The 13,303-nt window shown below is 44.4% G+C and carries 12 protein-coding genes; 9 read left to right on the top strand and 3 right to left on the bottom strand.

The genetic code is table 11. From position 1 onward, the window contains the following. Positions 1-113 precede the first annotated feature (113 nt). Positions 114-1,520 (top strand): PLP-dependent aminotransferase family protein, encoded by a 1,407-nt coding sequence (locus tag FTU44_RS02420; protein WP_180039905.1) that lies wholly within the window; start codon positions 114-116, stop codon positions 1,518-1,520. A 61-nt stretch (positions 1,521-1,581) separates the two neighbouring features. Here the strand turns inward: FTU44_RS02420 and FTU44_RS02415 are convergent, their stop codons facing one another. From FTU44_RS02415 to FTU44_RS02405, 3 genes are all read right to left on the bottom strand, one after another. Beyond that, positions 1,582-2,934, bottom strand: coding sequence for a DcaP family trimeric outer membrane transporter (locus FTU44_RS02415; protein ID WP_005096951.1), 1,353 nt, complete (start codon positions 2,932-2,934; stop codon positions 1,582-1,584). A 111-nt stretch (positions 2,935-3,045) separates the two neighbouring features. Further along, positions 3,046-4,416, bottom strand: coding sequence for an aromatic acid/H+ symport family MFS transporter (locus tag FTU44_RS02410; protein ID WP_005170831.1), 1,371 nt, complete (start codon positions 4,414-4,416; stop codon positions 3,046-3,048). A gap of 229 nt (positions 4,417-4,645) precedes the next feature. After that, positions 4,646-5,557 carry a LysR family transcriptional regulator gene (locus FTU44_RS02405; protein WP_005096953.1) on the bottom strand — a complete coding sequence of 304 codons (912 nt, stop codon included), beginning with the start codon at positions 5,555-5,557 and terminating at the stop codon, positions 4,646-4,648. Positions 5,558-5,672: 115 nt separating this feature from the next. On the opposite strand from FTU44_RS02405, the gene FTU44_RS02400 reads away from it, so the two are divergent. From FTU44_RS02400 to benE, 8 genes are all read left to right on the top strand, one after another. Further along, positions 5,673-6,782: a muconate/chloromuconate family cycloisomerase gene (locus tag FTU44_RS02400; RefSeq protein WP_100328598.1), complete on the top strand. Its 1,110-nt coding sequence runs from the start codon at positions 5,673-5,675 to the stop codon at positions 6,780-6,782. 15 nt (positions 6,783-6,797) lie between these two features. After that, the gene (gene catC / locus FTU44_RS02395) at positions 6,798-7,088 is read left to right on the top strand and encodes a muconolactone Delta-isomerase (protein ID WP_005170825.1); all 291 of its coding nucleotides are present in this window, start codon (positions 6,798-6,800) and stop codon (positions 7,086-7,088) included. Positions 7,089-7,245: 157 nt separating this feature from the next. Then, a complete protein-coding gene (gene catA / locus FTU44_RS02390) occupies positions 7,246-8,166 on the top strand; it encodes a catechol 1,2-dioxygenase (RefSeq protein ID WP_180049360.1) in 921 nt (306 codons plus the stop codon). A 71-nt stretch (positions 8,167-8,237) separates the two neighbouring features. Continuing rightward, the gene (gene benA / locus FTU44_RS02385) at positions 8,238-9,626 is read left to right on the top strand and encodes a benzoate 1,2-dioxygenase large subunit (RefSeq protein WP_180049359.1); all 1,389 of its coding nucleotides are present in this window, start codon (positions 8,238-8,240) and stop codon (positions 9,624-9,626) included. After that, positions 9,623-10,114: a benzoate 1,2-dioxygenase small subunit gene (gene benB, locus FTU44_RS02380; RefSeq protein WP_005096959.1), complete on the top strand. Its 492-nt coding sequence runs from the start codon at positions 9,623-9,625 to the stop codon at positions 10,112-10,114. Before benA ends, benB begins: the two co-directional genes overlap by 4 nt. Before the next feature lie 90 nt (positions 10,115-10,204). Continuing rightward, positions 10,205-11,221 (top strand): benzoate 1,2-dioxygenase electron transfer component BenC, encoded by a 1,017-nt coding sequence (benC, locus tag FTU44_RS02375; protein ID WP_005096960.1) that lies wholly within the window; start codon positions 10,205-10,207, stop codon positions 11,219-11,221. A 17-nt stretch (positions 11,222-11,238) separates the two neighbouring features. Beyond that, the gene (gene benD, locus FTU44_RS02370; protein WP_180049358.1) at positions 11,239-12,024 is read left to right on the top strand and encodes a benzoate diol dehydrogenase BenD; all 786 of its coding nucleotides are present in this window, start codon (positions 11,239-11,241) and stop codon (positions 12,022-12,024) included. 60 nt (positions 12,025-12,084) lie between these two features. Further along, positions 12,085-13,299 (top strand): benzoate/H(+) symporter BenE, encoded by a 1,215-nt coding sequence (gene benE, locus FTU44_RS02365; RefSeq protein WP_180049357.1) that lies wholly within the window; start codon positions 12,085-12,087, stop codon positions 13,297-13,299. The last annotated feature ends 4 nt before the right edge of the window (positions 13,300-13,303 follow it).

Here is a 13,303-nt window from a genome sequence, read left to right as displayed (position 1 = left end):
ACGCCAGCTTGAAAATAGACTGACAACCACATTAAACTTAATTTGTTATATTGAGCATCTTGAAATATGCTATAAATCAAAATAATTAGAACAGTCTTAGTTCAAGCAAGTGTATGTATAAGTCTGAAAAACTGGCGCAGAATATCCGTCAGATGATTGAAAACGGCGTATGGAGGGTACATGAAAAATTACCTTCACTCCGCGAACAGACCCAATTGTCTGGCTATAGCCTGATGACGGTACTCAATGCTTATCAGGAACTTGAAGCGCAAGGTCTGGTTTATGCCAGAGATAAATCCGGCTATTACGTTGCAGAGCGTTCTACCGATCTGGTCAACAGCAAACAACCAATCCAGATTAGTTTAAGCCCAAAAGTTCAAATCAACTCTGTGGTATTTAATTATTTAAAATCGATCCAAGCTGCAGAAATTGTGCCTTTTGGTTCCGCATTTCCCAATGCAGAGCTGTTATATAACGCCAAATTTATGCAGATTCTGGCGCAGCAGGCCAAAAGAAAAAGCAGTTATAACAACCAGAATCATATGCCGCCTGGCAATCAGGATTTACGCCAACTGATTGCCAATCGTTACCAGTTGCAAGGCATTGCTTGCCATGCAGATGACATTGTCATTACATCCGGTGCACTAGAAGCACTGAATCTGTCTTTACAGGCATTGACCCAACCCGGTGATTTTATCCTGTTGCAACAAACCATATTTTATGGGGCCTGGCAGGCAGCCGAGCGTTTGGGGCTACAGGTGATTACCATCCCTGAGCATCCGCAATTCGGTTTTGATCTGGCATCATTTGAACAGGCTTTGAAACAGTATCCGATCAAGGTGTGCTGGCTGATGCTGAACGCGCATAATCCGATTGGCTTTACTGTTAGTTCGGAAATTAAACAGAGAATTGCCGAACTTTTGTATGAATATCAGGTCTATTTAATCGAAGATGATGTTTATCAGGAATTGAATTATGGTTCATCCAAACCGCTACCGGTTAAATATTTTGACCAGCATCAGATGGTGCTGCACTGTGCTTCATTTTCCAAAACACTAGGCATGGGCGCACGCGTCGGTTGGGTCTATGCCGGTCCATTTTCCGATGCCATTCAGCATTTGCAGCTCATGAGCACTTTGACGGTCAGTCCCTTACTCCAGAACACGCTGGTAGAATTTATTTCGCATCATCATTATGAAAAACATTTACGACAGCTAAGACATCATCTGGAAAAATATAAAAAGAAGTTTTATCAGGAACTCAAAAACCGCTTAGCGCCTACATGTAAAATTTACTATTATTCCAGTGGTTATTTTCTCTGGATCGAATTGCCAAATGGTCTAGATGGACAGGTGCTTTATGAGCAACTGATTCAGAAAGGTATTTCAATCGCCCCTGCATTATTGTTTAAACCGGATCATGCCAGTCAGCATTATATGCGCCTGAATTGTTCTTTTGAATGGACCGCCGAGATAGAAAATGCAGTGAATCTTTTAGCAGATACCATTCAGCAGAAATAGAAAAGCGTGAATGAGTTCATCCACGCTTTTTTAGGTCAAGATACCCGAATTTACAAGCATCTTAGAAGTTGTAAATGGCAACCGCATTGATTCGGTTGTCTTCACCTTTGTCACTGCCATTTGTAGCTGGAGCTAAAGCTGTACGTTCACCATAGACATATTCCAGACCAAAACTGAGTGGCTTGGTTGGGCTATAGAACACGTTTGCCCACGCTTGCCAGAGGTCTTTGTTGGCTCTAGTTGCATTAGATTGCGCTGCATCAGCTGGCGTCGAAGCAATAAGCGCATCGGTATAACGTTGATCATCATCAAAACTCATATAACCATAGCCTAAAGTACCGCGCAACTTGTCATTAAATTGCTGGGTTAAGCCCACCGAAATCGAATCGAATTCACTTTGTAACAGATCACCATTTACAGCTGTAATTACACCCGTATTGGCATTCGAGATAAAGCTACTATCGCCTTTGACATGATAGTAGTCGGCTTTTAAAGTCGTCCCCGGCACAATGTCATATTTCGCCCCCAGCCCCACGCCCCACGCCATTTCTTCATCTTCATTCACGCGCTTTTCATGACCCATGGCACGTGCGCTGACTGCAAAATTATCGGCAAATTTATGATTTAAACGTGCGGTTAAAGCCGGTAGGCGTTGTTTGATCCCAGGATTCGTATCTTTCGGATCTTCAACTGCAACGACCAGATTGGTTTCAGGGCTGAAAGTGCTGGTGTGGCGCACTTGTGGTGTGCGTTTAATCGAACCCCCAGCATATACCAGAGCATCTACAGTTTCCGGAATATAGTCTGGCGTGGCAAAGTTTGACCAGGTTTGACCGATCAGCCAGTTAGCATAGCTGATATAAGCATGACGAATTCGCAGGTTGTCAAAGCCGGCTCCACCTAAAAAGTCCACCTCAACTTTACCGCTGAGTGCTTTATCCCCAGCACCTACAGGTGCTTTAAAATCCATCCCTAAACGCGTGGCAGAAAGTGTCGACTTAAACTCATCACTACGCTCCCCAGCACCTTCAAGTGGTACTGAACCAATCTGGTTGAACATGCGTGCTGCTGACCCACCTTCAGCCTGATAAGATGCATCGGCACGAATGTTTCCGTATAGATTAAACTCGGCACCACTGGCGATTTTCATCACCGGTTTGCTGGCTGGAGTTGCAGGTGTAGATGCGACGACCGGCGCAGTTACAGCCGCTTTCTGAACGTGCTGCTGTTCAATCAAGGCACGTAAGGCCTGAACTTCCTGGCGTAGTTGTTCAATTTCCTGCTGACTGCTCTGCGTGGTTTGTGCTTGAACCGATAAGCTCATGCTCCCCATACTGATTGCAATCATGCTCATCAAAAGCGTGTGTTTTCGTGTTGGCTTATTGATTGTTGTGGTGAATAGTGTCGTGTTCATCCTAAACTCGCTTTTTATTGTTCGACTAGATTCTAGCAACAGATCACCACCCGTTACGATGGCGATCTATATCATTGGTAATACTATCTTTATTAACTATAGTTTAATTCATTAACTGGTCTTTTCTGCCAGTGAATCTGGCTGAATAGTCTTCGCCGTAAGGGCTTGACCATCTACAGAGCTTTTTAAGTTCACCAGGAAAATTGCCAGCGCAGCAATCACGCCAGGAATCGCAATAGCAAAGAAGTTCATTTGATGCGGTAAATTCATGGTTAATAAAGCACCGGTCAGTACCGGACCAACAATCGCCCCAATACGTCCAATCCCTGATGCCCAGCCCATGCCGGTAGAACGCACCGTCGATGGATAATATTGTGCAACAAAGGTATAGAGTAGAATTTGTGAGCCAATCGTTGCAGCACCTGCTACAGCAATCAGGGTATAGAGCACAAACTGCGGACTGTTAAAGCCAAGCAAGATCAGGGCGATTGCTCCGCATAAGAACATGATCGTGAGGACTTTTTTGATGTGGAAACGATCTGCCAGATAACCACCGCCAATTGCACCGACCATACCCCCAATATTTAATGCAAACAGGAAGATCATACTGGCACCTAGCGAGTAACCGGCCTGAATCATCAGTTTAGGTAACCAGCTTCCCAAGGCATAGACCATTAATAGGCACATAAAAAACGCCAGCCAGAACATGAAGGTACTGAAGCTGCGACCTTGTTGAAATAGTGCTTTTAATGGGGCTTCATCGCCTTTTTGTACTTCATTCAGTACAAACTGGGTGTCACTGGTAATAACCTGTGTCGGAGATATTTTTTGAATAATATCATTTGCTTGTGCAGTCTGTTGCTTGTTGGTCAAGTACATCAGCGATTCTGGCAAGTATTTCCAAAGAATTGGCAAAAGTAACAGTGGAATACCGGCTAACAAGAACATGATTTTCCAGCCATATTGTGGCACCAGCCATGCACCTAACAGCGCAGAGGTCATACCGCCAATCGCATAGCCACTAAACATTAAGGCCACCAAAGTACTGCGGATACGCTTAGGCGCATATTCGGTCATCAAGGCCACCACGTTCGGCATAACCCCGCCAATCCCTAAGCCGGCAAGGAAACGTAAGATTCCGAATTCGACCGGTGATGTCGCAAAAGCACCGATGAATGTGAATCCACTAAAAATAGCCACGCACATCATGATGGTTTTTTTACGACCTAACTTATCGGACAAGGTTCCAAAAGTCATGGCACCAAACATCATGCCAAATAATGCGGTACTGGCCAGCATCCCGGCTTGCACTGTAGTTAATGACCATTCTTGCATCAACAGAGGCAAGGCGACCCCATAGATCACCAGATCATAGCCATCAAAAATAATGATCAGCAAACACCAGATCAGCACGCCCCAATGAAAGGGCGTGAACTTTGCTTCATCAATCAGCGTATTTATATTCACTTTATTTGTAGACATCTCCACCTCCAGATTGTGAAGTTCAATTTATGAAAGCCACAATGAAGAAGATGCAGAATAATGTCCAAAACTGAATAGGCATGCCTTTATACCTATAAAGTCTGATTCAGGCTAAACATTTAAATTAATTAAAAAATATATTATTGAATCGTGGAATATTTTTTAATATAGGCTAATAAACTTGCCAAGAGCTGCTGATTGCTGTGCCTCTTGAAATGATTGATTGGACTTAAAACACCGAACGATCATACTTTAATGCTTCAAGATCATAGACTTGATAGACAGCATCAAATAGGTAGCGGATATATTCACTTTCATCCATATTACGCATGGCCATAAATACAGGACTCACAGCAAATGCATCTGCTAAAGGTATAAAGTTGAGATGGGCCAATTTAATATTTTGTGCACTTTCCGGCGCGATACAAACACCCTCTCCCGCCGCTACAAAACCGAGTGCCAGCTGCAATTCGCGTACAATCCGCAGATTTTTAGGCTCTAATCCATACTCAGAAAATATGCCGCGCACCTGGGTGGCAAAATTAGCCTTTCCCGTATTCGGATATAAAAACAACTGCTGATCGACCAGTTCAGATAAATGTAGGCTCTCACGTTGAGCCAATACATGACTGGCATGCGCTGCCACCACTAGACGCTCTTCACGCAACAACACCCGCTTTATGGCCGGATCCGAGATTCTTAAGCGGCCAAAACCGACATCTATACGGCCTTCTTTGAGGGCCTGAATCTGTTCATAAGTATTCATTTCCATCATCTCGATTTTGAGATAAGGATGCTGCTGTTTAAACAAAAACAGAATACGCGACAGCAAACCGAACAATAAAGAACCAACAAAACCGATGGTAATGGTGCGATCTGCAATGCCGATGCGCTTGGTCATCGACTTAATTTCTTCCGCATTAGACAAAAGTTTAACAGCATGCTGATAGAAGAACTGACCTGCTTCTGTGGTCTTCAATGGACGGCTACCACGCTCAAATAACTGAATATCCAGCTCTGCTTCAAGGTTTTGGATCTGTCTGCTTAAAGGAGGCTGAGCAATAAATAGTTTTTCTGCCGCTTTAGTAAAACTTTGCTCTTCTACCACTGCAACAAAATAGCGTAAATGTCTAAGTTCCATGATCTAGAATACCTTTAAAGTATAAAAAAATGCTAAATCGATCTTAGACCAATCAACATTATTCTTTTAAGGTATATCAAATCGAAGCATTAAAGCAAGAATGTGAATCCGTATTATGTATAAGTCAGTTGAAACCTTGCTGGTAGAAATCCCGACCATTCGCCCTCACAAGATGGCTGTGGCGACGATGCAAACCCAGACCCTGGTCTTAGTTAAAATCACCACTGAAGATGGTTATATCGGTTGGGGTGAGGCAACGACGATCGGCGGCTTAGGTTATGGTGATGAAAGCCCGGAAAGCGTTAAAGTCAATATTGAAACTTATTTCGCCCCCCTTTTAAAGACATTATCCGGTTTAAATGTTGCACAAACATTACAAGCGATCAAAAAGAATATTAATGGTAACCGTTTTGCCAAATGCGCGATTCAGACTGCCCTGCTAGATATTCAGGCACAGCGCATGCAGCAGCCGCTCAGTGAAATATTAGGTGGCCGCTTACGTGACAGTATTCCAGTGCTTTGGGTCTTGGCTTCAGGCAATACAGAAAAAGATATTGCTGAAGCAGAAAAAATGATTGCAGCAAAACGCCATAACATTTTCAAACTGAAAATTGGTTCCCGTCCAGTTGAAGAAGATGTTGAGCATGTGCTGGCGATTAAAAAAGCCCTGGGCAAAGACATTTCGATTCGTGTCGATGTCAACCGTGCCTGGTCAGAATTAGATGCCATTAAAGGGATTCAGTTGCTGCAAGACGGCGGTGTTGATCTGATTGAGCAGCCATGTGCGATTGATAACCTCGATGCAATGCGCCGTCTCACCCGACGTTTTGATATTGCCATCATGGCAGACGAATCTTTAATGGGTCCACATTCAGCCTATGAAATTGCAAAACAAAACGGTTCATCTGTTTTTGCAGTGAAAGTTGCCCAGTCAGGTGGTCTGATCGAAGGTTGTGAAGTCGGAAATATTGCCAAACTTGCAGGAATCGATTTGTACGGCGGCACCATGCTGGAAGGTCCGGTCGGCACGATTGCTTCGGCACATGTATTTTCAACCTTTGAAACACTAGCTTTTGGTACTGAACTGTTTGGTCCTTTGCTACTGACTGAAGATATTTTGAAAACCCCACTCAACTATCAAAACTTTGAACTTGAGATTCCGAAAGGATCTGGTCTGGGGATTGAGTTGGATGAAAACAAGATTGACAACTTGCGTCGTCAATAATTCTAGGAGATACCCATGCTTTTCCATGTACGGATGGACGTGAACATTCCACAGGATATGCCAGTGGAACAGGCCAATGAAATCAAGGCCATTGAAAAAGCCTATTCCCACGACTTGCAACGTCAGGGTAAATGGCGCCATATCTGGCGTATCACTGGCCAGTATTCAAACATCAGTATTTTTGATGTTGAAAGCAATGAAGAATTGCACAGCCTGCTTCAGGGCCTGCCACTCTATCCTTATATGAAGATCGAAGTGATGGCATTGAATCGTCACCCTTCTTCTATTCGTGATGACGACAGCTAATTAAGAATATGGGAATTGGGGAATAACGTTATTCCCCTTCCCACAGCAAGACCAGAGGGTAACCAAACAAGGATTGTGGCCAGCAAGATTTAGCCAGCCAGAGCAAGCTAAACAGCGCGCCACATAAAAGAATGTAGACATACTGAGGAGTAATAGTATGAATCGCCAAGAAATTGATGCATTAGTAAAACAAATGAATGTCGACACTGCGACAGGTCCTGTAGATGAGCGTGTACAGCAAATTACTGTACGTTTACTCGGTGATCTTTTCCAGGCGATCGAAGATCTTGATATTTCACAAACTGAATTGTGGAAAGGTCTTGAATACTTTACTGATGCAGGCCAAGCAAACGAGCTAGGTCTATTGGCTGCAGGTTTGGGTCTAGAGCATTACTTGGACCTACGTGCTGATGAAGCAGATGCAAAAGCAGGAATTAGCGGTGGTACACCACGTACCATTGAAGGCCCACTTTATGTCTCAGGTGCACCAGAGTCAGTTGGCTTTGCACGTATGGATGATGGTTCTGAATCAGACAAAATCCCAACGTTGATCATTGAAGGGACAGTGACGGATACTGAAGGCAATATCATCGAAGGCGCTAAAGTTGAAATTTGGCATGCCAACAGCCTAGGGAACTATTCATTCTTTGACAAGTCACAGTCTGACTTTAACTTGCGTCGCAGCATCATTACCGCTGCCGATGGTCAATATACTGCATTGACTACAATGCCAGTGGGTTATGGCTGCCCTCCAGAAGGTACCACCCAGTTTGTACTGGACAAATTAGGCCGTCACGGTAACCGTCCATCGCACGTACATTACTTCGTATCTGCACCGGGTTACCGCAAACTGACTACTCAATTCAACATTGAAGGCGACCAATACCTGTGGGATGACTTTGCATTCGCGACTCGTGAAGGCTTGGTTGCAACTGCGGTTGACGTGACTGATGAAGCTGAAATTGCAAAACGTGGTCTAAACGGTCCTTTCAAACACATTCAATTTGATATTGAACTTGTGAAAGAGAAACAAAACGTACCTTCTACTGAAGTTGATCGTCGCCGCGCTAGCGCTTAATACATTAAGAAGCGGGATATGCCTTGAGATATATCCCGCTGACTTCCCCCTTGGAAAGTCGGAGAAAGGACATGCCTCGTATTCCCGTAATTAACACCAGCCATTTAGATCGCATTGACGAATTGCTGGTGGATGATTTTGAATCTGGTGAATTTAAACTACACCGTTCAGTATTTACAGACCAGGCCCTGTTTGACCTTGAGATGAAATACATCTTTGAAGGTAACTGGGTTTATCTAGCACATGAAAGCCAGATTCCAAACAATAACGACTTCTATACTACTTATATTGGTCGTCAGCCGATCATCATTGCACGTAACCGTCAAGGTGAACTGAATGCCATGATAAATGCCTGTTCGCATCGCGGTGCACAATTGTGCCGTAACAAGAAAGGCAATAAAGCAACTTATACTTGCCCATTCCATGGCTGGACTTTCAATAACTCAGGTAAGTTATTAAAAGTCAAAGATCCGGCTGAAGCGGGTTATTCAGACTGCTTTAACAAAGACGGCTCACATGACCTGAAAAAGGTTGCCCGTTTTGAAAACTATAAAGGTTTCCTGTTCGGCAGCTTGAATCCGGATGTTCCTTCTCTGGAAGAATACCTGGGCGAAGCGACCAAAATCATTGACATGATCGTGGATCAGTCTGAACAAGGTCTGGAAGTTTTACGTGGTTCTTCGACTTATACCTATGAAGGTAACTGGAAGTTGACTGCTGAAAACGGTGCTGATGGTTATCACGTGTCTGCTGTACACTGGAACTATGCTGCAACGACTCAGCAACGTAAAGAAAAAGAAGCTGGCGACAACATCCGTGCCATGAGCGCAGGCGCATGGGGCAAACAAGGCGGTGGTTCTTACGGCTTTGAACATGGTCACATGCTGCTTTGGACTCAATGGGCTAACCCGGAAGACCGTCCTAACTTTGCCAAGAAAGATGAATACACTGCGCAATATGGCGAAGCCATGGCGAAGTGGATGATCGAACGTTCACGTAACCTGTGTATCTATCCAAACGTTTACTTCATGGATCAGTTCGGTTCACAAATCCGTGTCCTGCGCCCGATTTCTGTCGATAAAACTGAAGTGACGATCTACTGTATCGCACCTGTCGGTGAAGAGCCAGAAGCACGTACCCGTCGTATCCGTCAGTATGAAGATTTCTTTAACGCTTCAGGTATGGCGACACCAGACGATCTTGAAGAATTCCGTGCTTGTCAGGCAGGTTATGCCGGTATCGCGCTGGAATGGAACGATATGTGCCGTGGTTCTAAACACTGGATTCAAGGTCCTGATGATGCTGCCAATGAAATCGGTTTAAAACCAAAACTGTCTGGTATTAAAACTGAAGATGAAGGTCTATACCTGTCTCAGCACCAGTACTGGTTAGAATTGATCAAAAAAGGTATTGCGACTGAGAAAGAAATTGCAGCATCAACTGAAGGAGAAAACGCATGAGCGACATCACTTTAGAAAATATTGCTCAGTTCCTGTATCAAGAAGCCCGCTTTTTAGATGATGAACAATGGGATGACTGGTTAACTTGTTATGCCCCTACTGCGTCTTTCTGGATGCCAGCTTGGGATGATGATGACAAACTGACCACAGATCCGCAGTCTGAAATCTCGTTGATTTACTATCCAGATCGTCAAGGTTTAGAAGACCGCGTGTTCCGGATCAAGACTGAACGTTCATCTGCAACCATGCCGGACACACGTACCTGCCATAACCTCAGCAATATTGAAATTGTTGAACGTGATGGCGACAAAGTGACTGTACGTTTTAACTGGAATACTTTGAGCTTCCGTTACAAAACAAGTTACAGCTATTTCGGTATGTCTCGTTATGAAATCGATTTCTCAGGCGATAAACCACAAATTTTAAGCAAATACGTGGTACTGAAAAACGATTACATCAACCAGGTTATCGACATTTATCACCTCTAAGACTGTTTTTACAGCTAGGTTATGCCTTTCGGTCAGATGGAAAATTGGCTGAAAGGCTCAGTTACAAAGATTTATATAGGATATTCAGCCATGTCAAACCACAATGTTGCACTTCAATTTGAAGATGGCGTTACACGTTTTATTTCTGTTTCAGATGGTGAAACACTGTCAGACGCAGCTTACCGTCAAAAGATCAATATTCCTTTGGACTGCCGTGATGGTGCTTGTGGAACGTGTCGTGCGTTTTGTGAATCAGGTTCGTATGACATGCCTGAAGAAACTTATATTGAAGATGCTTTAACACCTGAAGAAGCCGCTGAAGGCTTTATTCTGGCTTGTCAATGTAAACCAACTTCAGATGCAGTATTCCAGATCCAGGCATCTTCTGAGGTCTGCAAAACTGAAATTCATGCCTTCCAGGGTACTTTGGCACGCGTAGAGAACTTATCTGACTCGACTATTACTTTTGATATTCAGTTAGACGAAGGTCAGGCAGACATTCACTTCCTTGCCGGTCAATATGTCAATGTCGGTATCCCGGGAACGACTGAAACCCGTTCTTATTCATTCAGTTCAAAACCAGGTAACCGTTTAACCGGGTTTGTGGTACGTAACGTGCCAAACGGTAAAATGAGTGAATTTTTAAGCGTCAATGCCAAAGCTGGCGACAAAATGACTTTCACGGGTCCATTTGGTAGCTTCTACCTGCGTAATGTGACCCGGCCGGTGCTGATGCTGGCGGGTGGTACAGGGATTGCGCCGTTTATGTCGATGCTGCAAGTCTTAGAAGAAAAAGGTTCAGAACATCCAGTGCGTCTGGTGTTTGGTGTGACCAATGATTTTGACCTGGTGGCGATTGAAAAACTAAATGAGCTGCAAGATAAATTCCCTTGGTTCGAATACCGTACTGTGATTGCGAATCCAGAATCTAATCATGAGCGTAAAGGCTATGTGACCGGTCATATCGAAAAAGAATGGCTCAATGCGGGTGAGGTGGATATTTATCTGTGTGGTCCTGTGCCAATGGTTGAAGCAGTTCGCGGCTGGTTAGATGCTGAAGGCGTTAAACCTGCAAACTTCCTGTTTGAAAAATTCTCTGCAAACTAATAGAGGGAATTTGTTCAATGTCTAATCGTCAAAGATTTGAAAATAAAGTTGTAATCGTGACCGGTGCCGCGCAAGGCATCGGTCGCGGTGTCGCGCTGCAAGTGGCGAGCGAAGGCGCTCAAGTCGTCATGGCTGACCTTTCGCCTTATGTGGAAGAAGTTCTGGCTGAAATTGAAGCGACTGGCGGTGATGCGATTACCGTCAAAGCCAATCTGGAAACGTTTGCTGGTGCTCAATCAGTTGTTGAAAAAGCGCTAGAAACCTATGGCCGTGTCGATGCGCTAATCAACAACGTCGGTGGCGCGATCTGGATGAAACCTTTCGAGGAATTTTCTGAAGAGGAAATTATCAAGGAGGTGAACCGCTCACTGTTCCCAACGCTGTGGTGCTGCCGTGCAGTTCTTCCAGAAATGATTCAAAATCAGAAAGGTACAATTGTAAACGTATCTTCTATTGCCACACGAGGGATTAACCGTGTTCCATATTCAGCATCTAAAGGTGGTGTGAACGGTCTGACCGCTTCCCTTGCCTTTGAACATGCCAAAGATGGAATCCGTGTTAATGCGATCGCAACTGGCGGTACCGAAGCACCACCGCGTAAAGTGCCACGCAATGCCAATCCACTGACTGAGTCAGAAAAAGACTGGATGCAGCAAGTGGTTGATCAGACCATTGACCGTACTTTTATGGGTCGCTACGGTACGATTCAGGAACAGGTGAATGCCATTGTATTCCTGGCTTCGGATGAATCATCGTATATGACTGGTACCGTCGTACCGGTCGGTGGTGGTGATCAGGGCTAAATCCTGATCATGACTTTTTTTTAACAGGATCATGGTTTGACGCAAGGAGGCACATCACCAATGAACACCCTGTTTCAGACATTAAAAAATGATTGGTCAATTTCAGCAACTGTTGCAGGATTTTTAGCAGTACTGATTTCCTATTCAGGCCCACTAATCATTTTTTTCCAGGCTGCTCAACAAGCCCAAGTTTCCCCAGACATGATGATTTCATGGATTTGGGGAATTTCTATTGGTGCTGCACTTGCCGGTATTTTCTTATCGATTAAATACAAAATACCGGTGGTGACTGCCTGGTCTGCACCCGGAACGGCTTTATTAGTCACGCTTTTTCCTGATATTTCGCTCAATGAAGCGGTTGCTGCCTATATCACCTCTGCCGTGGTGATTTTTTTCATTGGGATCACCGGTTATTTCGACAAATTGCTGTCCTGGATTCCTCAGGAAGTGGCTGCCGGAATGATGGCCGGGATTTTATTGCAGTTTGGTTTAGGTCTGTTTACGGCAACCGATACCATGCCCTACATTGTGTTTGGCATGCTGGCAGTATTTTTACTGGCCAAGCGTTTCAGCCCACGCTATGCCATGGTTTGGGTATTAGTGGCAGGTGTGGTTTTAAGTCTGTTACTGGGTAAAATTAACCCGGTGACCGCTGATTTTAGCTTGGCGATTCCACAATTTATTGCCCCGGAATGGACCTGGAACTCTACCTTGAATCTGGCACTACCGCTGATTTTAGTCAGTCTTTCTGGCCAGTTTTTACCAGGCATGAGCATTATCAAGCTCAGCGGTTATGACATGCCGGCCAAACCTATTATTAGTGTGACCAGTATTGCTTCGCTTGCGGTGGCCTGTGTAGGCGGCATTACCATTGTACTGGCCTCAATCACGGCTGCTTTATGTTTGGGTAAAGACGCACATGAGCTGAAAGAAAAACGTTATATCGCCGGTATCGCGAATGGGATTTTCTATATTTTAGGCGGTTTATTTGCCGGCAGCATCGTTATGCTCTTTAGCCTGATGCCTAAAGAATTAATTGCGGCTTTGGCCGGACTGGCATTGCTCGGTGCAATTGCCACCAATATTTCCGTTGCAATGGGCAAAGAATCACAACGTGATGCTGCCCTGATCACCTTTTTGGCGACTGCATCTGGTATGCAGTTCCTTGGACTGAGCTCAGTCTTTTGGGGGATTTGTATTGGTTTGGTGGCGCACTTTGTATTGTCACAGAAAGACCGTAACGCTGTTCTGCTTGCAGCATCAGATTCAAAATGAGTTT

The sequence above is a fragment of the Acinetobacter sp. YH12105 genome, assembly GCF_013419095.1.
GTDB classification, from domain to species: domain Bacteria; phylum Pseudomonadota; class Gammaproteobacteria; order Pseudomonadales; family Moraxellaceae; genus Acinetobacter; species Acinetobacter pseudolwoffii.
Note: the sequence above shows the minus strand (reverse complement) of the source record. Positions and strands in the feature narration are given on the sequence as shown.